Source organism: Streptomyces sp. NPDC048383 (assembly GCF_040651775.1).
In the GTDB taxonomy this organism is placed as follows: Bacteria; Actinomycetota; Actinomycetes; order Streptomycetales; family Streptomycetaceae; genus Streptomyces.
This window is the reverse complement of sequence record NZ_JBEZKS010000073.1, coordinates 12,137-37,539: the sequence shown is the minus strand read 5'-3', so window position 1 is coordinate 37,539 and position 25,403 is coordinate 12,137. Positions and strand designations below refer to the sequence as shown.

The window sequence follows — 25,403 nt, the reverse complement described above, 5'->3', positions numbered from 1 at the left end:
GCGGGCCCCCGGAACCTCCCGGGGGCCCGCCGCTTCCGCGTGTCGCCGGGGGGGGCGCAGGGCCGCCGTCCCGCGGGGCGGGCGCGGGGGAACGGGCCGGCGCAACCCTCGCTACCATGGGTTATCCGGACCTGACCGGGGCCCCGGATCCTCCCCCAGACTCCGTTCGGGGGGACCCCCGTGAGGAGCGCTCTTGCCAGACGAGGTCCAGCCACTGCCCGCCGCGCAGCCCGACCCGGCCGAGCCGGCCGCGGCGGCCGCCGCCACGCCCCCGCCGGCGCCGCCGGCCCCGCCGGTCAAGCCCGCTCCGGCGAAGCAGGCCGGATCCTCCAACCGGGTGCGCGCCCGCCTGGCCCGCCTCGGCGTGCAGCGTTCCAACCCGTACAACCCGGTACTGGAACCGCTCCTGCGCATAGTCCGCAGCAACGACCCGAAGATCTCCACGGAGACGCTGCGCCAGATCGAGCAGGCCTACCAGGTCGCCGAACGCTGGCACCGGGGCCAGAAGCGCAAGAGCGGTGACCCGTACATCACCCACCCGCTCGCGGTGACCACCATCCTCGCCGAGCTCGGCATGGACCCGGCCACCCTCATGGCCGGCCTGCTGCACGACACCGTCGAGGACACCGAGTACGGCCTGGAGCAGCTGCGCCGCGACTTCGGCGACGCGGTCGCCCTTCTGGTCGACGGCGTCACCAAGCTGGACCGGGTCAAGTTCGGCGAGGCCGCGCAGGCCGAGACCGTCCGCAAGATGGTCGTCGCCATGGCCAAGGACCCCCGGGTCCTGGTCATCAAGTTGGCCGACCGCCTGCACAACATGCGCACCATGCGGTACCTCAAGCGGGAGAAGCAGGAGAAGAAGGCCCGCGAGACCCTTGAGATCTACGCGCCGCTGGCCCACCGCCTGGGCATGAACACCATCAAGTGGGAGTTGGAGGACCTCGCCTTCGCGATCCTCTACCCCAAGATGTACGACGAGATCGTCCGGCTCGTCGCCGAGCGCGCCCCCAAGCGCGACGAGTACCTGGCCGTCGTCACCGACGAGGTGATGACGGACCTGCGGGCGGCCCGCATCAAGGCCACGGTCACCGGCCGCCCCAAGCACTACTACAGCGTCTACCAGAAGATGATCGTCCGCGGCCGTGACTTCGCGGAGATCTACGACCTGGTGGGCATCCGCGTCCTCGTGGACACGGTGCGGGACTGCTACGCGGCCCTCGGCACGGTGCACGCGCGCTGGAACCCGGTCCCCGGCCGGTTCAAGGACTACATCGCGATGCCCAAGTTCAACATGTACCAGTCGCTGCACACGACGGTCATCGGGCCCAGCGGCAAGCCGGTCGAACTGCAGATCCGCACCTTCGACATGCACCGCCGCGCCGAGTACGGCATCGCCGCGCACTGGAAGTACAAGCAGCAGACCGTCGCCGGCACCTCCAAGGTCCGCACCGACGTCCCGCAGGCGGCCAAGGGCAGCGCCGGCCAGGACACCGTCAACGACATGGCCTGGCTGCGGCAGCTGCTCGACTGGCAGAAGGAGACCGAGGACCCCGGCGAGTTCCTCGACTCGCTGCGCTTCGACCTCTCCCGCAACGAGGTCTTCGTCTTCACGCCCAAGGGCGACGTCATCGCGCTGCCCGCCGGCGCCACCTCCGTCGACTTCGCGTACGCCGTCCACACCGAGGTCGGTCACCGGACGATAGGGGCGCGGGTCAACGGGCGGCTCGTCCCGCTCGAATCGACCCTCGACAACGGCGACCTGGTCGAGGTGTTCACCTCCAAGGCCGAGGGCGCGGGCCCGTCCCGCGACTGGCTCGGCTTCGTCAAGTCGCCCCGGGCCCGGAACAAGATCCGCGGCTGGTTCTCCAAGGAACGCCGCGACGAGGCCATCGAGCACGGCAAGGACGCCATCGCGCGGGCCATGCGCAAGCAGAACCTGCCGATCCAGCGGATCCTGACCGGCGACTCCCTCGTCACGCTCGCCCACGAGATGCGCTACCCCGACATCTCCTCGCTGTACGCGGCGATCGGCGAGGGCCACGTGGCCGCGCAGGGCGTCGTGCAGAAGCTGGTGCAGGCCCTCGGCGGCGAGGACGCGGCCAACGAGGACATCGAGGAGAGCATCCCGCCGGCCCGCGGCCGCAGCAAGCGGCGGGGCAACGCCGATCCCGGCGTGGTGGTCAAGGGCGTCGACGACGTGTGGGTCAAGCTGGCCCGCTGCTGCACCCCGGTGCCCGGCGACCCGATCATCGGCTTCGTGACCCGGGGCAGTGGCGTATCGGTTCACCGCGCCGACTGCGTCAACGTCGACTCCCTCTCCCAGCAGCCCGAGCGGATGCTGGAAGTGGAGTGGGCGCCCACCCAGTCCTCGGTCTTCCTGGTCGCCATCCAGGTCGAGGCGCTGGACCGGTCACGACTGCTCTCGGACGTCACCCGGGTCCTGTCGGACCAGCACGTGAACATCCTCTCCGCGGCCGTGCAGACCTCGCGCGACCGGGTGGCCACCTCCCGGTTCACCTTCGAGATGGGCGACCCGAAGCACCTGGGACACGTCCTGAAGGCGGTCCGCGGCGTCGAGGGCGTCTACGACGTCTACCGCGTGACCTCGGCCCGCAGGCCGTAGCGCGCGGTCCGAGCACGCCGGTACCGGCCCGGACAGGACGATGGGCGCCACCCCCGAGGAGTGGCGCCCATCGCCGTACGGTGTCCGTGGCTCAGCCGCCGAACTCCTCCAGGCCCTTCAGCGCCTGGTCCAGCAGGGCCTGGCGGCCCTCCAGTTCACGCGCCAGCTTGTCGGCCTTCGCGTTGTTGCCCGCCGCGCGCGCCGCGTCGACCTGGCCGCGCAGCTTGTCGACGGCCGCCTGGAGCTGACCCGTCAGACCGGCGGCACGCGCCCGCGCCTCCGGGTTCGTACGCCGCCACTCGCCCTCCTCGGCCTCCTGGATGGCGCGCTCCACCGCGTGCATCCGACCCTCGACCTTGGGACGGGCGTCGCGCGGTACGTGGCCGATGGCCTCCCAGCGCTCGTTCAGGGAGCGGAACGCGGCGCGGGCCGCCTTCAGGTCCGTGATCGGGACGAGCTTCTCCGCCTCGACGGTCAGCTCCTCCTTCAGCTTCAGGTTCTCGACCTGCTCGGCGTCCCGCTCGGCGAAGACCCCGCCGCGCGCCGCGAAGAACACGTCCTGCGCGCCGCGGAAGCGGTTCCACAGGTCGTCCTCGGACTCGCGCTGCGCCCGACCGGCCGCCTTCCAACTGTCCATCAGCTCGCGGTAGCGGGCGGCCGTCGGACCCCAGTCCGTCGACTTCGACAGCGACTCGGCCTCCGCGACCAGCTTCTCCTTGGCCTTGCGGGCGTCCTCGCGCTGGGCGTCCAGCGCGGCGAAGTGCGCCTTGCGGCGCTTGGAGAAGGCGGACCGGGCGTGCGAGAAGCGGTGCCACAGTTCGTCGTCCGACTTGCGGTCCAGCCGCGGCAGACCCTTCCAGATGTCGACGAGGGCCCGCAGTCGCTCACCCGCCGAGCGCCACTGGTCGCTCTGCGCCAGCTCCTCGGCCTCGGTCACCAGCGCGTCCTTGGCCGTCCGGGCCTCGTCGGCCTGCTTGGCCTTCTGGACCTTGCGCTCCTCGCGCCGCGAGTCGACGGTCGACACCAGCTTGTCGAGCCGCACGCGCAACGCCGCCAGGTCACCCACGGCGTGGTGCTCGTCCACCTGCGTGCGCAGGTGCTCGATGGCCGTCTGGGCGTCCTTGGCGGACAGATCGGTGGTCCGCACCCGCCGTTCGAGGAGGCCGATCTCGACCACCAGGCCCTCGTACTTGCGCTCGAAGTAGGCCAGGGCCTCCTCAGGGGTGCCCGCCTGCCACGAGCCGACGACCTGCTCGCCCTCGGAAGTACGCACGTACACGGTGCCGGTCTCGTCGACTCGGCCCCACGGGTCGCTGCTCACAGCGCCTCCTCCACCTGATGCCGTCGAGGGGGTTCGCCCCCCGGGCATCGTCCACAGTTTCCTGGGGCGGGCAGCGCCCGCCCTGCACAACGCCAACATAGGCGACCGTCGGGCCGGCTGTCCGCATCCCGCCCGACGCAATATCGACGTACGGGAGACGTACGCGGGACGTGCGGGAGGCGGGCCGGGCCGGGCCGGTGGTCGTCGGACCGGTCAGTTCTTGGTGACCGTGCCCTTCTCGATGGTCACGGGGGTCTTCGGGGCGCCGTCCGGCGTTCCGGTGGCCGTACCGGCCTTGGCGACCTCCTCCAGGACCTTCACGCCGGCCGGGTCGATCGTGCCGAAGGGCGTGTACGTGGGAGCCAGCGGGCTGTCCTTGTAGACCAGGAAGAACTGGCTGCCGCCGCTGCCGGGCTGACCCGTGTTGGCCATCGCGACGGTGCCCGCCGGGTAGATCACCTGACCCTGCTCGTTCGGCTTGCCGAGCGCGTCCAGGTTCTCGTCCGGGATGGTCCAGCCCGGGCCGCCGGAACCGGTGCCCTCGGGGTCACCGCACTGCAGGACGAAGATCCCGCCCGTCACCAGCCGGTGGCACTTCGTGTTGTCGAAGAAGCCCTTGTCGGCCAGCGCCTTGAACGAGTTCACGGTCTGCGGGGTCTTCGCCGCGTCCATCTCGAACTTGATCGGGCCCGCGCTCGTCTTCAGGTCGAAGGTGTACTTCGCCTTGTCGTCGATCGCCATCGCCGGCGGCGACTGCTTGGGCGTGGGCGCCGCCGAGGGCGACGCGTCCGCGGCCGGCTCGACCGTCTTGTCCTCGTTGTCGAAGACGCCGCCCGCGATGAGGCCCACCAGAGTGGCCACCACCACGGCCGCCGCCGCGCCGATCACGGCCAGCCGCTGCCTCGACTTGCGACGGGCCTGTGCCCGCCGCTGCTGCTGGCGCTCGTACTTCTCCCTGGCGAGCTGTCGCCGACGCTGATCGCTCGTGACCACCGGGTCGTCTCCTTGTGCGTCTCTGGTACCGCTGTCCGGGCTGGGTTAGGCCGTACCGTATATGGGTTCGCTGTGTAATGAGCGACGCCGGTAGGCTCTGAGCAGCAGATTCCGATCCGCTGCCTCCCGCCGGACGACGATTGAGGACGAACGTGCTGATTGCCGGGTTCCCCGCCGGAGCCTGGGGGACCAATTGCTACCTGGTCGCCCCCGCCGCGGGTGAGGAGTGCGTGATCATCGACCCGGGCCACCAAGCGGCCCAGGGCGTCGAGGAGACGCTGAAGAAGCATCGGCTCAAGCCCGTCGCGGTCGTCCTCACCCACGGCCACATCGATCACGTCGCCTCGGTGGTCCCGGTGTGCGGGGCCCACGACGTACCGGCCTGGATCCACCCCGAGGACCGCTACATGATGAGCGACCCGGAGAAGGCCCTCGGCCGTTCCATCGGGATGCCGCTCATGGGCGAGCTGACCGTGGGGGAGCCGGACGACGTCCGCGAACTCACCGACGGAAGCAGCCTGAAGCTCGCCGGGATGGAGTTCTCCGTGGCGCACGCGCCCGGTCATACCAAGGGGTCGGTGGCCTTCAGGATGCCCGAGTCGGCCGACGTTCCGCCGGTCTTCTTCTCGGGCGACCTGCTCTTCGCCGGCTCCATCGGCCGCACCGACCTGCCGGGCGGATCCCACGCCGAGATCCTCGAATCGCTGGCCCGCGTGTGCCTGCCGCTCGACGACTCCACCGTGGTGCTGTCCGGCCACGGTCCCCAGACCACCATCGGCCGCGAGCGGACGACCAACCCGTACCTGCGGGAGGTCGCCGCCGGCCTGGCAGCGGACCCGAAAGCCGCGCCACGACGAGGAATGTGACGAGACTTCCGTGAGCACCTTCAAGGCCCCCAAGGGCACGTACGACCTCATCCCGCCCTATTCGGCCAAGTACCTGGCGGTCCGCGAGGCCATCTCCGCCCCGCTGCGCACGGCCGGTTACGGCTACATCGAGACCCCCGGTTTCGAGGACGTGAACCTCTTCGCGCGCGGCGTCGGGGAGTCCACCGACATCGTCACCAAGGAGATGTTCACCCTCACCACCAAGGGCGGCTCGAACCTCGCCCTGCGCCCGGAGGGCACCGCCTCCGTGCTGCGCGCGGCCCTGGAGGCCAGCCTCCACAAGCAGGGCAACCTGCCGGCCAAGCTCTGGTACTCGGGTTCGTACTACCGCTACGAGCGCCCCCAGAAGGGCCGCTACCGCCACTTCTCGCAGGTCGGCGCGGAGGCCATCGGCGCCGAGGACCCGGCGCTCGACGCCGAGCTGATCATCCTGGCCGACCAGGCCTACCGAGGCCTGGGGCTGAGCGATTTCCGGATCCTGTTGAACTCGCTCGGCGACAAGGAGTGCCGCCCCGTCTACCGGGAGGCCCTCCAGGCCTTCCTGGGCGGGCTCGACCTGGACGAGGAGACCGTCCGCCGGGCCGAGATCAACCCGCTGCGCGTCCTCGACGACAAGCGCCCCGAGGTCCAGAAGCAGCTCGTCGGCGCCCCCGCCCTGCGCGACTACCTGTGCGACGCCTGCAAGGCCTACCACGAGGAGGTCCGGGCGCTGATCACGGCCGCCGGAGTGGCCTTCGAGGACGACGAGAAGCTGGTGCGCGGGCTCGACTACTACACCCGCACCACCTTCGAGTTCGTCCACGACGGCTTGGGCTCGCAGTCGGCGGTCGGCGGCGGCGGTCGCTACGACGGCCTGTCCGAGATGATCGGCGGACCGGCGCTGCCGTCGGTGGGCTGGGCGCTCGGCGTGGACCGTACGGTGCTGGCCCTGGAGGCCGAGGGCGTCACCCTGGACATCCCGGCGACGACGACGGTGTTCGCGGTGGCCCTGGGCGAGGCCAAGGCCACCGTGTTCGGGCTGGTGACGCAGCTGCGCAAGGAGGGCGTCGCCGCCGACATGTCCTACGGCGGCAAGGGGCTCAAGGGCGCCATGAAGGACGCGAACCGCAGCGGCGCGCGCTTCGCCGTCGTCGCGGGCGACCGCGACATCGCCGAGGGCGTCGTCCAGCTCAAGGACATGGAGTCCGGCGAGCAGGGCCCGGTGGCCCTGGCCGACCTGGTGACCGCGGTCAAGGCCCGCCTGGCCTGACCGGCGACACCCCGCGCGGGGCGGGACCGGGACCGGTGGTCCCCGTCCCGCCCCGCGTCGCTTTCCCCGCACTTATCCCCATCGAACGGCCGACACGGACCCCCGTACGGCACAATGGCCGGTGCTTGATGACTTTGCGGATGCGGAGCGGGCGGGTATGACGACAACAGGTGCGGGCACGGAAACCGGCCCCCGGACGTTCGGCGGCAGCCGCGCCCTGGCGCTACTGCTGGTGATCACGGGAGCCGCGGGCCTGCTCGCGGCCTGGGTGATCACGATCGACAAGTTCAAGCTGCTGGAGGACCCGAACTTCACGCCGGGCTGCAGCCTGAACCCGATCGTCTCCTGCGGCAACATCATGAAGAGCGACCAGGCCGCCGTCTTCGGCTTCCCGAACCCCATGCTCGGACTGGTGGCCTACGGCATCGTCGTCTGCGTCGGCATGAGCCTGCTCGCCGGAGCGCGCTTTCGCCCCTGGTACTGGCTGACGCTGAACGCGGGCACCCTGTTCGGCGTCGTCTTCTGCGCCTGGCTCACCCACCAGTCGCTCTACCGCATCAACTCGCTCTGCCTGTGGTGCTGCCTGGCCTGGGTCGCCACCATCGTCATGTTCTGGTACGTGACCGCGCACAACGTGCGCCAAGGTCTGGTCCCCGCCCCCGCCTGGCTGCGCGGCTTCCTCGACGAGTTCACCTGGGTCCTGCCCGTCCTGCACGTCGGGATCATCGGCATGCTGATCCTGACCCGCTGGTGGGACTTCTGGACCTCCTGAGCCGGCCGGCCGGGACTGTCGGCGCCCTCGCATAGGCTTTCGGTGTGGAACCAGACCTCTTCACCGCCGCAGCCGAGGAACGCCGGGCGAAGGACCCCTCGGCGTCACCGCTCGCGGTCCGGATGCGTCCCCGCACCCTGGACGAGGTGGTCGGACAGCAGCACCTGCTCAAGCCCGGCTCGCCGCTGCGCCGGCTGGTGGGGGAGGGCGCCGGCGGACCGGCCGGAGCCTCCTCGGTGATCCTCTGGGGTCCGCCCGGCATCGGCAAGACGACCCTCGCCTACGTGGTCAGCCAGGCGACGCAGAAGCGCTTCGTGGAACTCTCGGCCATCACGGCCGGCGTCAAGGAGGTCCGGGCGGTCATCGAGGGCGCCAAGCGCGCCGCCGGCGGCTACGGCAAGGACACCGTCCTCTTCCTCGACGAGATCCACCGCTTCAGCAAGGCCCAGCAGGACTCCCTGCTCCCGGCCGTGGAGAACCGCTGGGTCACCCTGATCGCGGCGACCACGGAGAACCCGTACTTCTCGATCATCTCGCCGCTGCTCTCGCGGTCCCTGCTGCTCACCCTCGAACCGCTGACGGACGCGGACCTCAGCGCGCTGACGCACCGCGCGCTGACCGAGGAGCGCGGCCTGGGCGGGGCCGTGACCCTACCCGCGGACGCGGAGGCGCACCTGCTGAGGATCGCCGGCGGCGACGCCCGCCGCGCGCTCACCGCCCTGGAGGCGGCGGCCGGCTCCGCCCTCGCCAAGGGCGAGGGGGAGATCACGCTGCAGACCGTCGAGGAGGCGGTCGACCGCGCGGCCGTCCGCTACGACAAGGACGGCGACCAGCACTACGACGTGGCGAGCGCGCTGATCAAGTCGATCCGCGGCTCCGACGTGGACGCGGCGCTCCACTACCTGGCCCGGATGATCGACGCGGGGGAGGACCCCCGGTTCATCGCCCGACGCCTGATGATCTCCGCGAGCGAGGACATCGGACTGGCCGACCCGACGGCCCTGCCGCTCGCCGTCGCCGCCGCCCAGGCCGTCGCCATGATCGGCTTCCCGGAGGCGGCGCTGACCCTGTCGCACGCCACCATCGCCCTGGCGCTCGCCCCCAAGTCGAACACCGCCACCACCGCGATCGGCGCCGCGCTGGCCGACGTACGGGCCGGGCTGGCGGGCACCGTGCCGCCGCACCTGCGCGACGGGCACTACAAGGGGGCGGCGAAACTGGGGCACGCCCAGGGGTACGTCTACCCCCACGACGTGCCGGGCGCCATCGCCGCGCAGCAGTACGCCCCGGACGAGATCCACGGCAAGCGATACTACGAGCCGACCCGCTACGGCGCCGAGGCCAGGTACGCGGACGTGGTCGACAAAGTGCGCGAGCGGCTGCGCGGCGGGTCCTGACCCCCGGGCGTCGCGCGGTCGCCCTACGAACTGCCGGCGACCTGCCCCGCTTGGGCCGCCCCCTTCGGATCCTCAGTGGGACGCGGCCGCGAAGAGGTGGTGCACGGCGCGGCGCAGGCCGCAGATGTCCGTGACCGGCTCGGGGAAGTCGAAGCGGGCGTCGAAGGAGGACTCCGCCGAGGCACCGCTGAAGCGCACCCGCAGACCCAGGCGGTCCAGGGCGAGCGGAACGGCCCGCATGCCCCGCGCCCCGCGGGGCCCGAGCAGCCCGCACAGGTCCGCGATCCGGTCCCCGTGGGCGGCGTGCAGGTGCTGGAGCAGCTCCGTCTCGTGCGCCACCATCGGATCCGGCTCGGCGCCGGCGAGGTCCTCGGGGTCCACGTTCTCGGCGCCCCACAGGTCGTCCACCGAGATCTCACCTACCTCCAGGCGCAGCATCATCCAGGCGGGCCGGCCGGAGTGGGGCGCGTCCAGGGACTCGGACATGCCCAACAGCTCGCCCACCGGACGGCGCTCGGCGAGCAGCGCGGCGCAGACCGCGCGGTCGTCCCCGCGCACCGGCGTCAGCCACCCGGCCAGCCACGCACGGCCTCGGATACGATGGGGCACGGACACCGGCGCCACGTCCGTGATCTCGATCACGGCCGTGAGGTCGTCGTCCTGGGCGTGAGCGGCTGCCCTGGCAGCCGTGGATTCCCCGGAAACAAGGAGAATCACGTCCCCGTCCGGGGTGACGGTCCGCGCGGCCGGCACTCCTGTCCCCAGCTCTTCGGACTCGTGACTGTCACGAGCACCCGGCAGGGTGAGGGATACTGAGGCGTTGGACTCTACGAGGGTTCGTACGCGTTCGGCTCCGGTGAGCTGCCGAACGCCTTCCCTGGGACGCGGCTGACCTTGCTTATCGTCGTCGAAAGCGGATTCCGTTTCGTTGGAACCCGAACTTCGCCGCGCACTGGGCAGGGGGATCCCATGTGGTCGAGACATTACGTCCTCCTCGCTAAGGTAAGCCTCACCTAACTTACATGGAGGTAGGTTCCACGTGAACCAGAAGCGACCCAAGGTCAAGAAGTCGCGTGCCCTCGGCATTGCGCTGACCCCGAAGGCCGTCAAGTACTTCGAGGCCCGCCCCTACCCGCCGGGCGAGCACGGCCGTGGCCGCAAGCAGAACTCGGACTACAAGGTTCGTCTGCTGGAGAAGCAGCGTCTGCGCGCGCAGTACGACATCTCCGAGCGCCAGATGGCCCGCGCGTACGACCGCGCCAAGAAGGCCGAAGGCAAGACGGGCGAGGCGCTGGTCGTCGAGCTCGAGCGTCGCCTCGACGCCCTGGTCCTGCGTTCGGGCATCGCCCGCACCATCTACCAGGCCCGCCAGATGGTCGTTCACGGCCACATCGAGGTCAACGGTGACAAGGTCGACAAGCCGTCGTTCCGTGTCCGCCCGGACGACGTCATCACCGTGCGCGAGCGCAGCCGCGAGAAGGTTCCGTTCCAGGTTGCCCGTGAGGGTGGCTACGCAGGCGAGGGCGAGACCCCGCGCTACCTGCAGGTCAACCTGAAGGCCCTGGCCTTCCGCCTGGACCGTGACCCGAACCGCAAGGAAATCCCGGTCATCTGCGACGAGCAGCTCGTCGTCGAGTACTACGCCCGCTGATCCGTCGGCAGGCGTAGCCCTCACAGGCTGGTGTCAACCCGTCGTCCCCTCCGGGGGGCGGCGGGTTTTCCCGTTCTCGGGGCGCCGTCCCGACCGGGCACCCAGCGCGCCCGCAGGACCAGGGCGTCCACGCTCAACTGCCGCCCCTCGGCGGCGTGCACCGCGTACCCCTCCGGGCCCAGCGCCTCACCGGCCCGCTGCTGGCACATCAGCCGGGGCGCGTTGAAGTACCCCGATCCGAACAGGCGCAGACCGACCCCGCCCCACATCGGCTCCGCCGCGCCCTGGAGCACCGCCGCCTCCGCGGGTCGGCCCTCGGTGACCGTGACCAGGGCCAGCAGCTCCACCGCCAGCACCAACCCCACCAGGTCCCGGAACGTGTGGTTGACCGTCACGCACTCGGTCAGCAGCCGTCGGGCGCCGGCCGTGTCCCCCGCGTCCAGCGCCGCGTACGCCAACACGTACAGGGCGTACGCCTTCGTCCAGCGCTCACCGCGGTCCTCGCAGATCTCCCGGACCTCCTCGCAGAGCGTCGCGGCGCCCGCCAGCTCGCCCTGGAACGCCATCGCCATCGCCAGCTCCACCTGGCACATCAGGACGTTGCTGTTCAGCTCCCCGGCCTCCCGGTACAGGTCCAGCGCCGCACCCAACAGCTCACCGGCGCGCGCCATGTCGTCCGAGACCAGGGCGAGGCAGCCCATCCGGTGCACCGCGTACGCCGCCGCCACCTCGTTTCCCGACCGCAGCGCGGCGTCGCGGCACTCGTGGAGGGCGCTCATCGACGCCACCGCGTCGCCCTGGAGCGCCGCCACGTAGCCCAGCACCCACAGCGCCTTGAGCCGGGAGCCCTCGTACTCCTCCTGCCCCTCGGCCGGGACCTGCTCCAAGGTCCGGTCGAGCCAGTGGCGGCCCTCGGTCAGCCGGCCGCAGCCCGCCCAGTAGAACCAGAGGGTGCCCGCCAGGTACTGGCCCAGGTGCAGTTCCTCCGGCTCGTCCAGGCAGCACTCCAGCGCGAGGCGCAGGTTCCCCAGCTCCACCTCCACCAGGGCCGCCACCTCCTGCTGGCGCGGGCTGAACCAATCCAGCTCGCACCAGGTGGCCAGGCCCATGTACCAGTCCCGGTGGCGCCGTCGCAGCCGGGTCGCGTCCCCCTGCGACTCCAGCCAGCCCGCCCCGTACAGCCGTACGGTCTCCAGCATCCGGTAGCGGACCCCGGCCGGGGTCTCCTCCCGGACCAGCAGGGACTGCGCGATCAGTTCGCCCACCACGTCGAGCACGGTGTCCACCGGCAGGTCGGGGCCGGCGCACACGTACTCGGCCGCGTCGAGGTCGAACTGCCCGGCGAAGACCGACAGCCGGGCCCACAGCAACCGCTCGGCGGGGGTGCACAGCTCGTGGCTCCAGCCGATCGCCGTCCGCAGCGCCCGGTGCCGGGCCGGCGCCCCGCGCGCCCCGCCGGTCAGCAGCGCGAACCGGTCCTCCAGCCGGGCCAGCACCTGGGCGGGCGACAGCGTCCGCAACCGGCCCGCCGCCAGCTCCAGGGCCAGCGGGATCCCGTCGAGCCGGGCACACAGCTCGGCCAGCAGCGGCCGGGTCGTCCCCGTCACGACGAAGGCCGGGTCGGCGGCGACCGCCCGCCCGACCAGCAGCTCCAGGGCCCCGGTGGGCTCCAGCGGGGCCAGCGGGAAGGCCTGCTCGCCCTCCACGCCGAGCGTGCGCCGGCCCGCAGCGAGCACCCGCAGGCCGGGGGAGCGGCGCAACAGTTCCGCCAGCAGCTCGGCCGTCTCCTCGACCAGCTGCTCGAAGCCGTCCACGACCAGCAGCAACCGGCGCCCCGCCAGGTGCTCCGCCAGGACGGTCCGGGGCGGCCGAGTGGTGTGGTCCGTCAGCCCGAGCGCCTCGGCGAGGGTGAACTCCAGCAGCGCCGGATCGCGTACGCCGGACAGCTCGGCCAGCCACACGCCGTGGAAGTGGCGTTCCTGCGGCCGTGAACCCGGCCCGCCCCCGTCCCGGGATTCCGCCGCGATCCCCTCGGCGACCGCGCGGGCCGCCGCCAGCGCCAACCGGGACTTGCCCACCCCGCCCACCCCGGTGATCGTCACCAGTCGCGCGGAATCCAGCAGCCGCCCCAGCCGGGCCAGTTCGCCACCCCGCCCGACGAACCCGCTGAGCTCCGAGGGAAGATTGCCCCGGGTCCTGATTCGAAGGGGTCTCTGTCGCATGGGACACGGAGGGTACTGCTCCCGGTGCGCTGCGTACAAGGCGATCGCGCGGTCCCCGGAATTCCGGTACTGCGGCGGATCTCCGGCGCGATAGGGTCGGAGGAGACTTTTCTCCGTAGGTTTTCAAGTTCAGGGAGCGGTGCAACGTGACCGGTGGAGAGGTGGCCGGGATCCTCGTGGCCGTCTTCTGGGCCATCCTGGTCTCCTTCCTCGCCGTCGTTCTGGTGAGGCTCGCCCAGGTGCTGAAGGCGACGACGAAGCTGGTGGCCGACGTGACGGAGCAGGCGGTTCCGCTGCTCGCGGATGCCTCCACCACCGTCCGCTCGGCGCGCACCCAGATCGACCGGGTCGACGCCATCGCCAGCGACGTCCAGGAGGTCACCTCCAACGCCTCCGCGCTGTCCTCCACCGTGGCCTCCACCTTCGGCGGGCCGCTGGTCAAGGTCGCGGCCTTTGGCTACGGCGTCCGCCGGGCCCTCGGCCGCAACGACGGGGCGGCGACCGGCCGCGACCCGCAGAAGACGTCCCGGCGCAGCGTGATCGTCGGCCGTACGGTGCCGACGGCCCGCCGCCGGAAGCAGAAGGGCTGAGACCGCCGATGTTCCGCCGAGCCTTCTGGTTCACCGCAGGCGCCGCCGCCGGCGTGTGGGCCACCACCAAGGTCAACCGTCAGCTCAAGAAGCTGACGCCGGAGAGCCTCGCCGCCCAGGCCGCCGACAAGGCCGTCGAGGCGGGGCACCGCCTCAAGGACTTCGCCCTCGACGTCAAGGCGGGGATGACGCAGCGCGAGGACGAGCTGAACGACGCACTGGGGCTGACCCAGGACCCCGATGCCCCCGACCACGTCACCGCCCTCCCCGGGCCGCGACGGTTGCGGGCCATCGCGCACGACAAGAACGACCACCGACCGAAGTTTTCGTACGACCGGAATGAGGACCACTGATGGAGTCGGCTGAAATCCGCCGCCGCTGGCTGAGCTTCTTCGAGGAGCGCGGTCACACCGTTGTCCCTTCGGCGTCGCTCATCGCGGACGACCCGACTCTGCTGCTGGTGCCCGCGGGCATGGTGCCGTTCAAGCCGTACTTCCTGGGTGAGGTCAAGCCGCCCGCGTCCACGCTCACCAGCGTGCAGAAGTGCGTGCGCACCCCGGACATCGAAGAGGTCGGCAAGACCACCCGCCACGGCACGTTCTTCCAGATGTGCGGCAACTTCTCGTTCGGCGACTACTTCAAGGAAGGCGCCATCAAGTACGCCTGGGAGCTGCTCACCAGCTCCGTGGCGGACGGCGGTTACGGCCTGGAGCCCGAGAAGCTCTGGATCACCGTCTACCTCGACGACGACGAGGCCGAGCAGATCTGGCGCGACGTCATCGGCGTCCCCGCCGAGCGAATCCAGCGCCTGGGCAAGAAGGACAACTTCTGGTCCATGGGCGTCCCCGGCCCCTGCGGCCCGTGCTCGGAGATCAACTACGACCGTGGTCCCGAGTTCGGCGTCGAGGGCGGCCCGGCCGTCAACGACGAGCGCTACGTGGAGATCTGGAACCTGGTCTTCATGCAGTACGAGCGCGGCGCCGGCGACGGGAAGGAGGACTTCCCGATCCTCGGCGACCTGCCGTCGAAGAACATCGACACCGGCCTCGGGCTGGAACGTCTCGCCATGATCCTGCAGGGCGTGCAGAACATGTACGAGACCGACACCCTGCGCGTGGTCATGGACAAGGCCACCGAGCTGACCGGCGTGCGCTACGGGGCCGCCCAGGGGACCGACGTCTCGCTCCGCGTGGTCGCCGACCACATCCGCACCTCCGCCATGCTCATCGGCGACGGCGTCACCCCCGGCAACGAGGGCCGCGGCTACGTCCTGCGCCGCATCATGCGCCGCGCCATCCGCAACATGCGCCTCATGGGCGCCACCGGCCCGGTCGTCCAGGACCTCATCGGCGTCGTCGTCGACACCATGGGCGAGCAGTACCCGGAGCTGGTCACCGACCGCAAGCGCATCGAGACCGTCGCGCTCGCCGAGGAGGCCGCGTTCCTCAAGGCCGTCAAGGGCGGCACGAACATCCTCGACACCGCCGTGACGGAGACCAAGGCCGCGGGCGGCACGATCCTCTCCGGCGACAAGGCGTTCCTGCTCCACGACACCTGGGGCTTCCCGATCGACCTCACCCTGGAGATGGCCGCCGAACAGGGCCTCTCCGTGGACGAGCCCGGCTTCCGCCGCCTGATGCAGGAGCAGCGCGACCGCGCCAAGGCCGACGCCAAGGCCAAGAAGACCGGCCACGCGGACATGTCCGCCTACCGCGAGATCGCCGACGGATCCGGCGCCACCGAGTTCACCGGTTACGCCACCACCCAGGGCGAGTCCACCATCGTCGGCCTGCTGGTCAACGGCGTCTCCTCGCCGGCCGCCACCGAGGGCGACGAGGTCGAGGTCGTCCTCGACCGGACCCCGTTCTACGCCGAGGGCGGCGGCCAGCTCGCCGACCAGGGCCGGATCCGGCTCGACTCCGGCGCCGTGATCGAGATCCGCGACGTCCAGCAGCCGGTTCCCGGTGTCTCCGTGCACAAGGGCTCCGTCCAGGTCGGAGAGGTGACGGTCGGCGCCTCCGCGTACGCCGCCATCGACATCAACCGCCGCCGGGCCATCGCCCGAGCCCACTCGGCCACCCACCTGACCCACCAGGCGCTGCGCGACGCCCTCGGCCCCACGGCCGCCCAGGCCGGTTCCGAGAACTCGCCCGGCCGCTTCCGCTTTGACTTCGGCTCGCCGAACGCCGTCCCCGGCACGGTCCTCACCGACGTCGAGCAGAAGATCAACGACGTGCTCTCCCGCGAGCTCGACGTCACCGCCGAGATCATGAGCATCGACGAGGCGAAGAAGCAGGGCGCCATCGCCGAGTTCGGCGAGAAGTACGGCGAGCGCGTGCGCGTCGTCACCATCGGCGACTTCTCCAAGGAGCTGTGCGGTGGCACGCACGTCGGCAACACCGCCCAGCTGGGCCTGGTGAAGCTGCTCGGCGAGTCCTCCATCGGCTCCGGCGTGCGCCGCGTCGAGGCCCTGGTGGGTGTGGACGCGTACAACTTCCTCGCCAAGGAGCACACGGTCGTCGCCCAGCTCCAGGAACTGGTCAAGGGCCGTCCCGAGGAGCTGCCGGAGAAGATCGCCTCCATGCTCGGCAAGTTGAAGGACGCCGAGAAGGAGATCGAGAAGTTCCGCGCGGAGAAGGTCCTCCAGGCCGCCGCCGGTCTCGCCGCGGGCGCCCAGGACATCCGCGGTGTCGCCCTCGTCGTCGGCACCGTCCCGGACGGCACCGGCGCCGACGACCTGCGCAAGCTGGTCCTCGACGTCCGCGGCCGCATCCAGGGCGACCGCCCGGTCGTGGTGGCCCTGTTCACCGTGGCGGGCGGGCGTCCGCTGACCGTGATCGCCACCAACGAGGCGGCCCGCGAGCGCGGCCTCAAGGCCGGCGACCTGGTCCGCACGGCCGCCAAGACCCTCGGCGGCGGTGGCGGCGGCAAGCCCGACGTCGCCCAGGGCGGCGGCCAGAACGCGGCCGCGATCCCGCAGGCCATCGGCGCCGTCGAGCGCCTCGTGGTCGAGACGGCCTGACGATGACGCTGCGCCGCGGCCGCCGACTGGCCGTAGACGTCGGGGAAGCCCGGATCGGGGTCGCCTCCTGCGACCCCGACGGGGTCCTGGCCACCCCGGTGGAAACCGTCCCCGGCCGGGACGTCCCGGCCGCCCACCGGCGGCTGCGACAGCTCGTCGCGGAGTACGAGCCCCTGGAGGTCGTCGTCGGTCTGCCCCGTTCGCTCAGCGGACGGGAGGGACCGGCCGCGGCCAAGGTGCGCACCTTCGCGAACGAACTGGCCAAGGGCATCAAACCGGTGACGGTCCGGCTGGTGGACGAGCGGATGACCACGGTCACCGCCGCCCAGGGGCTGCGGGCTTCCGGCAGGAACGCCAAGAAAGGCCGTTCGGTCATCGACCAGGCGGCCGCCGTGGTGATCCTGCAGAACGCCTTGGAGACCGAACGGGTATCAGGTAATCCGCCCGGTGAGTGCGTCGAAGTGGTTGTCTGATCGCGATACGGTAACGTTCCGCGAAATGAGACGGCATTCGAACAGCCGTCGCCACCACTAAAGAGGCGGAACCGGGTGTCGCGGCCCACGAAAGGCCGTGGCCTCCGTCTCGCGGCTCTAGGGGACCGATGACTGAGTATGGCCGGGGCGGCGGCTCCGAACCGTGGCACCCCGAGGATCCCCTGTACGGGGACCAGGGGTGGACCGCGCACCAGACCCAGCAGGGCCAGGTGCCGTACGGCGGCGCACCGCAGCAGCAGGAGCCGCAGTACCAGGAGCAGGTACCCCCGTACCCGTACCCGGAGCAGCAGGTCCCGCAGTACCAGGGGGGTCCGCAGCAGTACCCGGATCCCCAGTACCAGGACCCGCAGTACCAGCAGCAGTACGCCGCCGCCCCGTACCCCCAGTACGCGGAGCAGCAGCAGGGCTGGGCCCCGCAGCACCCCGGTGCGCAGCAGCAGGCCCAGCCCCAGCAGCAGGCCCAGCAGCAGCAGGTCCAGTCCCAGCAGCCGGTGTACGACGCCCAGGGCTGGGACACCGGCCAGGGCCAGTACGTGGCGGCGGCCGTGCAGGCCGACCCCTACGCGGTGGCCGACCCGTACGCGCAGCAGGCCGTCGGCGACTACCCCGGCGAGGCCCCCGACCTGTACACCACCGAGGACGCCTACCCGCCTCCGCAGCCGCCCGGCAGACGGCACCTGGAGCCGGAGCCGGTCGACGAGCCGGAGGAGGAGCTCCAAGAAGAGCTGCTCGCCGGGGGCGGCGGGGGCGACGACGAGCCGCGCGGCCGTCGGGGCGACCGCAAGGGCGGCGGCGGCAAGAAGACCAAGGAGAAGAAGCGCAGCGGCGCGGCCTGCCTGGTCGCGGCCGTCGTGATGGTCGGCGTGATCGGCGGTGGCGGCTACTACGGCTACAGCTACATCAAGGAACGGTTCGCCACGGCCGCCGACTTCGCGGGCGAGGGCAGCGGCGAGACGGTCGACGTCGAGATCCCCCAGGGGTCCACCGTCGCCCAGATCGGCAACATCCTGAAGAAGAACGGCATCGTCGCGAGCGTCGACGCGTTCACGGCCGCGGCCGGGTCCAAGGGCAACGCGATCCAGCCGGGCGTCTACCCGCTGAAGAAGAAGATGTCGGCCGCGGCCGCCGTCGCCGTCATGCTCGACCCGAGCAAGCTGAACGTGCTCACCGTCCCGGAGGGCAAGCGGACCTACGAGGTCTACGAGCTGATCGACAAACGCCTCGGGAAGCAGACCGGCACCACCGAGGAGATCGCCAAGCGCGAGGCCAAGAACCTCGGCCTGCCGGCCTGGGCCGGCAACAACCCGAAGCTCATCGACCCGCTGGAGGGCTTCCTCTACCCGGCGCGCTACGACATCGGCAAGGACAGCACGCCGGAGTCGATGCTCCGGCAGATGGTCAAGAACGCCTCGGACAAGTACACGGAACTGGGCGTCGAGGCCAAGGCCAAGGACCTCGGCCTGGAGAACCCGCTCCAGGTGATCACGGTCGCCAGTCTCGTCAACGCCGAGGGCAAGCACCACGAGGACTTCCGGAAGATGTCCGAGGTCGTCTACAACCGCTTGAAGAAGACGAACGACGTCACCAACCAGAAGATCGAGTTCGACTCGACCTACAACTACATCAAGCGCACCAGCCACCTGAACTTCAACATCAAGGAAGCCAGGGCGCTCGACAATCCCTACAACACGCACTTCGTCAAGGGCCTGCCCCCGGGCCCGATCGGGAACCCCGGCGAGGAAGCGCTGAGCGCCACGCTCAACCCGGACCACGGCGGTTGGATGTTCTTCGTGTCGGTCGACAGCAAGACGACGACCTTCACCAAGACCTACGAGGAACACCAGAAACTGGTGGACGAGTTCCTGGCGCGGCAGAACCAGAAGAACGGCGGATAGGCACGACATGTCACGGATACGGGCCGCGGTGCTGGGTTCGCCCATCGAGCACTCCCTCTCACCGGTGCTGCACCGCGCCGCCTACCGGGAGCTCGGCCTCGACGACTGGTCGTACGACCGCTTCGAGATCAACGAGGCCGCCCTCCCGGCATTCGTGGGCGGCCTCGGCCCGGAGTGGGCCGGACTGTCGCTGACCATGCCGCTCAAGCGGGCGATCATCGCCCTGCTCGACGGCGTCAGCGACACCGCGGCCTCGGTGGAGGCGGTCAACACGGTCGTCCTGACCGAGGACGGCCGTCTCCTCGGCGACAACACCGACATCCCCGGCATCGTCGCCGCCCTGCACGAGCGGGGCGTCGAGAAGGTGCCCGCCGCGGCCGTCCTCGGAGCGGGCGCCACCGCCTCCTCGGCGTTGGCCGCCCTCTCCCGGATCTGCACCGGCGAGGTCACCGCGTACGTCCGCTCGCGCGCCCGCGCCGAGGAGATGCACCGGTGGGGCGACCGGCTCGGCGTGCCCGTCCGTACCGCGGACTGGACGGACGCGGCCGAGGCGCTCCACGCCCCGCTGGTCATCGCGACCACCCCGGCCGGTACGACGGACTCCCTGGCGGCGGCCGTCCCCGAAGGCGCCGGAACCCTCTTCGACGTCCTCTACGACCCGTGGCCGACCGCCCTGGCGGCGGCCTGGTCCGCGCGCGGCGGCAAGGTCGTCGGCGGCCTGGACCTGCTGGTCCACCAGGCGGTGCTCCAGGTCGGCGCGATGACCGGCCGCCCGGGACCGCTGGCCGCCATGCGCGCCGCGGGCGAGCGGGCGCTCGCCGAGCGCTAGGCCGTCCCCGTCGGATCCCGCCGGTCGGCGTTCACCTGACGGGCGGGGCGTCCGACAGTTGGACCGGGGCCCGATACATCCCTCCGGACATGGGAGGATCGGGTACGGCGGGTCAGGGCCGCGCACCCGATCGCGCCATCGCTGTGCCAGGCGCGAGCATGAGGAGCATCGTTGAGCAGGTTGCGTTGGCTGACCGCAGGAGAGTCGCACGGACCGGCACTGGTCGCGACGCTGGAGGGTCTTCCCGCCGGCGTCCCGGTCACCACCGAGCTGGTGGCCGATCACCTGGCCCGACGCCGGCTCGGCTATGGCCGCGGTGCCCGGATGAAGTTCGAGCAGGACGAGATCACCTTCCTCGGCGGCGTCCGCCACGGCCTGTCCCAGGGCTCCCCGATCGCGGTCATGATCGGCAACACCGAGTGGCCCAAGTGGGAGACCGTGATGTCGGCCGACCCGGTCGACCCGTCGCTGCTCAAGGAGACCGGCCGCAACGCGCCGCTCACCCGCCCGCGCCCCGGCCACGCCGACCTCGCGGGCATGCAGAAGTACGGCTTCGACGAGGCCCGGCCGATCCTGGAGCGCGCCAGCGCCCGGGAGACCGCCGCCCGTGTCGCCCTCGGCGCCGTCGCCCGCTCCTTCATCAAGGAGGTCGCCGGCATCGAGATCGTCTCCCACGTGGTGGAACTGGCCGCGGCCAAGGCCCCGTACGGCGTCTACCCGACCCCCGCCGACGTCGACAAGCTCGACGCGGACCCGGTGCGCTGCCTCGACGCCGACGCGAGCAAGGCGATGGTCGCCGAGATCGACCAGGCCCACAAGGACGGCGACACCCTCGGCGGCGTCGTCGAGGTCCTCGCCTACGGCGTGCCCGTCGGACTCGGCTCGCACGTCCACTGGGACCGCCGACTCGACGCGCGTCTCGCGGCGGCCCTCATGGGCATCCAGGCCATCAAGGGAGTCGAGGTCGGCGACGGCTTCGACCTGGCCCGCGTGCCCGGCTCGCAGGCCCACGACGAGATCGTGTCCACCCCCGAGGGCCTCAAGCGGACCTCCGGCCGCGCCGGTGGCACCGAGGGCGGTCTGACCACCGGTGAACTGCTGCGCGTACGGGCCGCGATGAAGCCCATCGCGACCGTGCCGCGCGCGCTGGCCACCGTGGACGTGGCGACCGGCGAGGCGACGGTGGCCCACCACCAGCGCTCCGACGTCTGTGCCGTCCCGGCGGCGGGCATCGTCGCCGAGGCCATGGTCGCCCTCGTCCTCGCCGACGCGGTCGTGGAGAAGTTCGGCGGCGACTCGGTGCCCGAGACCCGCCGCAACGTCCGCTCCTACCTCGACAACCTGCAGATCCGGTGACGGGCGGACCACTGGTCGTCCTCGTCGGCCCGATGGGGTCCGGCAAGTCCACGGTGGGGGGCCTGCTCGCCGAACGGCTGGCCGTCCCCTACCGGGACACGGACGCCGACATCGTCGCCGCCCAGGGCCGGGAGATCTCCGACCTGTTCGTCGACGAGGGCGAGCCCTACTTCCGCGCGCTGGAGCGGCAGGCCGTCGCGGCCGCCGTCGCCGAACACACCGGAGTCCTCGCCCTCGGCGGCGGCGCCGTCCTCGACGAGGGCACCCGCGGCCTGCTCGCCGGGCTGCCCGTCGTCTACCTGTCGATGGACGTCGAGGAGGCCGTGCGCCGCGTCGGCCTCGGCGCCGCCCGACCGCTGCTCGCCGTCAACCCGCGCCGCCAGTGGCGCGAGCTGATGGAGGCCCGGCGCCCCCTGTACACCGAAGTCGCGCGCGTCGTGGTGGCCACCGACGACCGCACCCCCGAAGAGGTCGCCCAGGCGGTCCTCGACGCTCTGGAGTTGAAGGACGTATGACAGACCAGGTGACGCGGATCAACGTCGGCGCGAGCGCCGGGCACGACGCGTACGACGTGCTGGTCGGCCGGCAGCTGCTCGGTGAGCTGGGCAGCCTGATCGGTACGAGGGCGCAGCGGGTCGCCGTGATCCACCCCGAGGCGCTGGCCTCGACCGGTGAGGCGCTGCGGGACGACCTGGCGGCGCAGGGCTACGAGGCGGTCGCCATCCAGGTGCCGAACGCCGAGGAGGCCAAGACCATCGAGGTCGCCGCGTACTGCTGGAAGGCCCTCGGCCAGTCCGGCTTCACCCGCACCGACGTGATCGTCGGCGTGGGCGGCGGCGCCACCACCGACCTCGCGGGCTTCGTCGCGGCCTCCTGGCTGCGCGGGGTGCGCTGGATCGCGGTTCCGACCACCGTGCTGGCGATGGTCGACGCGGCGGTCGGCGGCAAGACCGGCATCAACACCGCCGAGGGCAAGAACCTCGTCGGCGCGTTCCACCCGCCGGCCGGCGTGCTCTGCGACCTGGCGGCGCTGGACTCGCTGCCGGTCAACGACTACGTCAGCGGCCTCGCCGAGATCATCAAGGCCGGCTTCATCGTCGACCCGGTGATCCTCGACCTGATCGAGGAGGACCCGCAGGCGGCCCGTACGCCCGCCGGACCGCACACCGCCGAGCTGATCGTCCGCTCGATCCGGGTCAAGGCCGACGTGGTCTCCAGCGACCTCAAGGAAGCCGGACTGCGCGAGATCCTCAACTACGGCCACACCCTCGCGCACGCCATCGAGAAGAACGAGCGCTACAAGTGGCGCCACGGCGCCGCCGTCTCCGTCGGCATGGTCTTCGCCGCCGAACTCGGCCGGCTCGCCGGACGCCTCGACGACGCGACCGCCGACCGGCACAAGGCCGTTCTGGCCTCCGTCGGCCTGCCGCTGACCTACCGCGGCGACCAGTGGCCCAAGCTGCTGGAGACGATGAAGCTCGACAAGAAGTCCCGCGGCGACCTGCTGCGCTTCATCGTCCTCGACGGGCTGGGCAAGCCGACCGTCCTGGAAGGCCCCGACCCGGCCGTGCTGTTCGCCGCCTTCGGCGAGGTCGCCGCGTGAGGCGGGTGCTCGTCCTGAACGGCCCGAACCTGGGCCGGCTCGGGTCCCGCGAACCCGACGTGTACGGGGCCACCTCGTACGCCGGACTCGTCGAGAGCTGCCGCGCCCTGGGCGCGGAACTCGGCTTCGACGTGGAGGTCCGCGAGACCAACGACGAGGGCGAGATGGTCCGCTGGCTGCACGAGGCGGCGGACGACAAGACCCCGGTCGTGATCAACCCGGGCGCCTTCACGCACTACTCGTACGCCATGCGGGACGCGGCGGCGCAGCGCACCGCGCCGCTCATCGAGGTGCACATCTCCAACCCGTACGCCCGCGAGGAGTTCCGGCACACCTCGGTCATCGCGGCCGTGGCGACGGGCACCGTGGCGGGCTTCGGCCTGGGCTCCTACCGGCTGGCGCTCCGTGCGCTGGCGGAAGAGGTCACGGCCTGAGATAACGTTCTCGCATCAGTCGCCTGAACGAGACGGAGTGGCGCGGATGCAGCACGGAGTGGGGGGCTGGGGTCCGCCGGGACAACACCCGGCGGCGCCCCCGCAGCCGCCGATACCCCCGGCGCAGGGTTGGCCGGTGACCCCGGTGCCCGACGCCACGGGACACGTCCCGCTGCCCCCGGCCGTGCCCTTGCCGGCCGGGCCGCCCCCGCCCGGCACGGGCGGAGCCACCCTCGCGGTGCTGCTCATCGGCCCGGCGGGCGCCGGGAAGACCACCGTGGCCCGGCACTGGGCGGGCACCCGCCCGGTGCCGACCGCGCACATCAGCCTGGACGACGTCCGCGAATGGGTCTGCTCGGGCTTCGCGGACCCGCAGACCGGCTGGAACGAGCACTCCGAGGCCCAGTACCGGCTTGCCCGCCGCACCTGCGGGTTCGCCGCCCGCAACTTCCTGGCCAACGGCATCTCCTGCATCCTCGACGACGCCGTCTTCCCCGACCGGCCGGTGGTCGGGCTCGGCGGCTGGAAGCGGCACGTGGGGCCCGGGCTGCTGCCCGTGGTGCTGCTGCCGGGCCTGGAGATCGTCCTGGACCGCAACGCCGCCCGCTCGGGCAACCGCAGGCTCGCCGACGAGGAAGTCGCCCGCATCCACGGCCGGATGGCCGGCTGGTACGGATCCGGCCTGCCGATCATCGACAACTCCCACCTCGACGTGGAGGGCACCGCCCGCGCCCTCGACGAGGCCCTCGCCCGGGCCCTCGCGACCCCCGGGACCTGGTAGCCCGGCCGCCGCGGCCCCGGGAACGGGCGGCGAGCAGGCCGGGGCCGGCGGCGCCGCCCGGCCCCGTGCGGACGCGCTCGCCGGGCCGGATGGGCCGGGCGCTCGTACGCTCGAAGACATGTCAGACGTGTACGCGGCCCGCAGGGGCCTGCTCCGCGACCGCTGCGCAGCGGCGGGCAACTCCGCCGCCCTGATCACGCGTCCGGCGAACGTCCGCTACCTCGCCGGGGCGTCCCCGCTGGACGCCGTCCTGCTGGTCGGACCGGCCGACGACGTGATGTTCTGCGCGGGCGCCCCCACCGGCGAGGCCGACGAGGGACGCCTGGACGACCAACTGCGGCTCTCCGTCCTGCCGAGCCCCGGCGCGGACCCGGCGGTGGCCGCCGCCGACCTGGCGGCGTCCGTACGGGCGGAGTCCCTCGCCGTCGAGGAGCACCACCTGACCGTCGGCCGGCACCGCGCCCTGCACTCCGTCGCGCCCCGGCTGCGGCTGGCCGACCTCGGCTCGGCGGTGGAACAGCAGCGGCTCGTCAAGGACGAGGACGAGATCGCCTGCCTGCGGATCGCCGCCGAGATCGCCGACCAGGCCCTCGGGGAGCTGCTGGAGTCGATCCTCGTCGGCCGTACCGAACGCCACCTCGCCCTGGAGCTGGAACGCCGCCTCGTCGACCACGGCGCCGACGGGCCCGCCTTCCCGACCTCCGTCGGCACCGGCCCGCACTCCGGGCGCTCCCGCCACCGGCCGTCCGACCGGCGGGTGGAGGAGGGCGACTTCCTGTCCGTCTGCCTGGGCGCGAACTACCGCGGCTACCGCTGCGAGATCGGCCGCACCTTCGTGATCGGCACCACCCCCGCCGACTGGCAGATCGAGCTCTACGACCTCGTCTTCGCCGCCCAGCGGGCCGGCCGGGAGGCCCTGCTGCCGGGCGCCGCGTACCGTGACGTCGACCGCGCGGCGCGCTCCGTACTGGACTCGGCGGGGCACGGCGAGGCCCTCGCCGGGTGGATGGGACACGGGGTCGGTCTCGAAATCGACGAGGACCCGCAGCTTGCACCTACGGCAATGGGTAAACTGGACGCTTGCGTGCCGGTCACCGTCGAACCGGGGGTTCACCTCCCGGGCCGGGGAGGTGTCCGGATCGATGACACGCTCGTCGTGCGCCCCGAGGCGGACGGCGGTCCCGAGCTACTCACCATTACGACCAAGGAGCTGCTCGCGCTCTAGCCCGCGTTGCCGGGCCGGGAGTGCGCACCCTTGGTCTTCCAGTGCAGGAGATTCCGCAA

22 protein-coding genes are annotated in these 25,403 nt (G+C 71.6%); 18 read left to right on the top strand and 4 right to left on the bottom strand.

The genetic code is table 11. The features are described 5' to 3' along the window. The first annotated feature begins 193 nt into the window (after window positions 1–193). Window positions 194–2,623, top strand: a complete 2,430-nt coding sequence (locus AB0D46_RS34350) for a bifunctional (p)ppGpp synthetase/guanosine-3',5'-bis(diphosphate) 3'-pyrophosphohydrolase (protein ID WP_362883418.1) — start codon at window positions 194–196, stop codon at window positions 2,621–2,623. A gap of 91 nt (window positions 2,624–2,714) precedes the next feature. Here AB0D46_RS34350 and AB0D46_RS34345 read toward each other — a convergent pair whose 3' ends face one another. Together AB0D46_RS34345 and AB0D46_RS34340 are read right to left on the bottom strand one after the other, a co-directional pair. Continuing rightward, window positions 2,715–3,944 carry a DUF349 domain-containing protein gene (locus AB0D46_RS34345; protein WP_362883416.1) on the bottom strand — a complete coding sequence of 410 codons (1,230 nt, stop codon included), beginning with the start codon at window positions 3,942–3,944 and terminating at the stop codon, window positions 2,715–2,717. A 213-nt stretch (window positions 3,945–4,157) separates the two neighbouring features. Then, on the bottom strand, window positions 4,158–4,937 hold the full coding sequence (locus AB0D46_RS34340; RefSeq protein WP_362883414.1) for a peptidylprolyl isomerase: 780 nt from the start codon (window positions 4,935–4,937) through the stop codon (window positions 4,158–4,160). Window positions 4,938–5,089: 152 nt separating this feature from the next. Here AB0D46_RS34340 and AB0D46_RS34335 point away from each other — a divergent pair, with 152 nt between their 5' ends. The 4 genes from AB0D46_RS34335 (at window position 5,090) to AB0D46_RS34320 (ending at window position 9,242) form a co-directional block, all read left to right on the top strand. Further along, complete coding sequence (locus AB0D46_RS34335; protein WP_362883413.1) at window positions 5,090–5,803, top strand: MBL fold metallo-hydrolase; 714 nt, start codon at window positions 5,090–5,092, stop codon at window positions 5,801–5,803. 10 nt (window positions 5,804–5,813) lie between these two features. After that, complete coding sequence (gene hisS / locus AB0D46_RS34330; RefSeq protein ID WP_362883411.1) at window positions 5,814–7,073, top strand: histidine--tRNA ligase; 1,260 nt, start codon at window positions 5,814–5,816, stop codon at window positions 7,071–7,073. Between the two features lie 157 nt (window positions 7,074–7,230). Further along, the gene (locus AB0D46_RS34325; protein ID WP_362883409.1) at window positions 7,231–7,845 is read left to right on the top strand and encodes a vitamin K epoxide reductase family protein; all 615 of its coding nucleotides are present in this window, start codon (window positions 7,231–7,233) and stop codon (window positions 7,843–7,845) included. A gap of 44 nt (window positions 7,846–7,889) precedes the next feature. Then, on the top strand, window positions 7,890–9,242 hold the full coding sequence (locus tag AB0D46_RS34320) for a replication-associated recombination protein A (protein ID WP_362883407.1): 1,353 nt from the start codon (window positions 7,890–7,892) through the stop codon (window positions 9,240–9,242). Between the two features lie 72 nt (window positions 9,243–9,314). On the opposite strand, the gene AB0D46_RS34315 is transcribed toward AB0D46_RS34320, so the two are convergent. Continuing rightward, the gene (locus AB0D46_RS34315; protein ID WP_362883405.1) at window positions 9,315–10,226 is read right to left on the bottom strand and encodes a DUF2470 domain-containing protein; all 912 of its coding nucleotides are present in this window, start codon (window positions 10,224–10,226) and stop codon (window positions 9,315–9,317) included. Window positions 10,227–10,281: 55 nt separating this feature from the next. Between AB0D46_RS34315 and rpsD the strand changes: the two genes are divergently transcribed. Continuing rightward, a complete protein-coding gene (rpsD, locus tag AB0D46_RS34310) occupies window positions 10,282–10,893 on the top strand; it encodes a 30S ribosomal protein S4 (RefSeq protein WP_008740451.1) in 612 nt (203 codons plus the stop codon). 20 nt (window positions 10,894–10,913) lie between these two features. On the opposite strand, the gene AB0D46_RS34305 is transcribed toward rpsD, so the two are convergent. Further along, the gene (locus tag AB0D46_RS34305; protein WP_362883403.1) at window positions 10,914–13,115 is read right to left on the bottom strand and encodes an AAA family ATPase; all 2,202 of its coding nucleotides are present in this window, start codon (window positions 13,113–13,115) and stop codon (window positions 10,914–10,916) included. A 146-nt stretch (window positions 13,116–13,261) separates the two neighbouring features. Here AB0D46_RS34305 and AB0D46_RS34300 point away from each other — a divergent pair, with 146 nt between their 5' ends. The 12 genes from AB0D46_RS34300 to AB0D46_RS34245 all read left to right on the top strand — a co-directional run bounded on the left by AB0D46_RS34300 (window position 13,262) and on the right by AB0D46_RS34245 (window position 25,344). Continuing rightward, the gene (locus AB0D46_RS34300; protein WP_362883401.1) at window positions 13,262–13,705 is read left to right on the top strand and encodes a DUF948 domain-containing protein; all 444 of its coding nucleotides are present in this window, start codon (window positions 13,262–13,264) and stop codon (window positions 13,703–13,705) included. A gap of 8 nt (window positions 13,706–13,713) precedes the next feature. Beyond that, entirely contained in the window at window positions 13,714–14,058 is a 345-nt protein-coding gene (locus AB0D46_RS34295; protein ID WP_362883399.1) for a DUF6167 family protein, read from the top strand. Beyond that, the gene (gene alaS / locus AB0D46_RS34290) at window positions 14,058–16,727 is read left to right on the top strand and encodes an alanine--tRNA ligase (RefSeq protein WP_362883397.1); all 2,670 of its coding nucleotides are present in this window, start codon (window positions 14,058–14,060) and stop codon (window positions 16,725–16,727) included. The genes AB0D46_RS34295 and alaS overlap by 1 nt, the downstream gene beginning before the upstream one ends. Before the next feature lie 2 nt (window positions 16,728–16,729). Beyond that, window positions 16,730–17,200: a Holliday junction resolvase RuvX gene (ruvX, locus tag AB0D46_RS34285; protein ID WP_362883395.1), complete on the top strand. Its 471-nt coding sequence runs from the start codon at window positions 16,730–16,732 to the stop codon at window positions 17,198–17,200. Window positions 17,201–17,328: 128 nt separating this feature from the next. Beyond that, window positions 17,329–19,116 (top strand): endolytic transglycosylase MltG, encoded by a 1,788-nt coding sequence (gene mltG, locus AB0D46_RS34280; protein ID WP_362883393.1) that lies wholly within the window; start codon window positions 17,329–17,331, stop codon window positions 19,114–19,116. Window positions 19,117–19,123: 7 nt separating this feature from the next. Next, the gene (locus AB0D46_RS34275; RefSeq protein ID WP_362883391.1) at window positions 19,124–19,945 is read left to right on the top strand and encodes a shikimate dehydrogenase; all 822 of its coding nucleotides are present in this window, start codon (window positions 19,124–19,126) and stop codon (window positions 19,943–19,945) included. Window positions 19,946–20,116: 171 nt separating this feature from the next. Further along, window positions 20,117–21,301, top strand: coding sequence for a chorismate synthase (aroC, locus tag AB0D46_RS34270; protein ID WP_362883389.1), 1,185 nt, complete (start codon window positions 20,117–20,119; stop codon window positions 21,299–21,301). Further along, window positions 21,298–21,816 (top strand): shikimate kinase, encoded by a 519-nt coding sequence (locus AB0D46_RS34265; RefSeq protein ID WP_362883387.1) that lies wholly within the window; start codon window positions 21,298–21,300, stop codon window positions 21,814–21,816. Before aroC ends, AB0D46_RS34265 begins: the two co-directional genes overlap by 4 nt. Then, window positions 21,813–22,904 carry a 3-dehydroquinate synthase gene (gene aroB / locus AB0D46_RS34260; protein ID WP_362883385.1) on the top strand — a complete coding sequence of 364 codons (1,092 nt, stop codon included), beginning with the start codon at window positions 21,813–21,815 and terminating at the stop codon, window positions 22,902–22,904. Before AB0D46_RS34265 ends, aroB begins: the two co-directional genes overlap by 4 nt. After that, window positions 22,901–23,338 carry a type II 3-dehydroquinate dehydratase gene (gene aroQ / locus AB0D46_RS34255; protein WP_362883383.1) on the top strand — a complete coding sequence of 146 codons (438 nt, stop codon included), beginning with the start codon at window positions 22,901–22,903 and terminating at the stop codon, window positions 23,336–23,338. Before aroB ends, aroQ begins: the two co-directional genes overlap by 4 nt. A 46-nt stretch (window positions 23,339–23,384) precedes the next feature. Next, a complete protein-coding gene (locus AB0D46_RS34250; protein WP_362883381.1) occupies window positions 23,385–24,119 on the top strand; it encodes an AAA family ATPase in 735 nt (244 codons plus the stop codon). A gap of 118 nt (window positions 24,120–24,237) precedes the next feature. Then, entirely contained in the window at window positions 24,238–25,344 is a 1,107-nt protein-coding gene (locus AB0D46_RS34245; RefSeq protein WP_362883379.1) for an aminopeptidase P family protein, read from the top strand. Window positions 25,345–25,403 lie beyond the last annotated feature (59 nt).

What these genes read in the sequence shown, in the direction of transcription:
- AB0D46_RS34315 (WP_362883405.1), bottom strand. Translation starts at nt 10,226, where the DNA reads ATGTCTCGACCACATGGGATCCCCCTGCCCAGTGCGCGGCGAAGTTCG.
- AB0D46_RS34245 (WP_362883379.1), top strand. Translation starts at nt 24,238, where the DNA reads ATGTCAGACGTGTACGCGGCCCGCAGGGGCCTGCTCCGCGACCGCTGC.
- AB0D46_RS34305 (WP_362883403.1), bottom strand. Translation starts at nt 13,115, where the DNA reads ATGCGACAGAGACCCCTTCGAATCAGGACCCGGGGCAATCTTCCCTCG.
- AB0D46_RS34275 (WP_362883391.1), top strand. Translation starts at nt 19,124, where the DNA reads ATGTCACGGATACGGGCCGCGGTGCTGGGTTCGCCCATCGAGCACTCC.
- alaS (WP_362883397.1), top strand. Translation starts at nt 14,058, where the DNA reads ATGGAGTCGGCTGAAATCCGCCGCCGCTGGCTGAGCTTCTTCGAGGAG.
- AB0D46_RS34250 (WP_362883381.1), top strand. Translation starts at nt 23,385, where the DNA reads ATGCAGCACGGAGTGGGGGGCTGGGGTCCGCCGGGACAACACCCGGCG.
- AB0D46_RS34295 (WP_362883399.1), top strand. Translation starts at nt 13,714, where the DNA reads ATGTTCCGCCGAGCCTTCTGGTTCACCGCAGGCGCCGCCGCCGGCGTG.
- ruvX (WP_362883395.1), top strand. Translation starts at nt 16,730, where the DNA reads ATGACGCTGCGCCGCGGCCGCCGACTGGCCGTAGACGTCGGGGAAGCC.
- aroB (WP_362883385.1), top strand. Translation starts at nt 21,813, where the DNA reads ATGACAGACCAGGTGACGCGGATCAACGTCGGCGCGAGCGCCGGGCAC.
- mltG (WP_362883393.1), top strand. Translation starts at nt 17,329, where the DNA reads ATGACTGAGTATGGCCGGGGCGGCGGCTCCGAACCGTGGCACCCCGAG.
- AB0D46_RS34325 (WP_362883409.1), top strand. Translation starts at nt 7,231, where the DNA reads ATGACGACAACAGGTGCGGGCACGGAAACCGGCCCCCGGACGTTCGGC.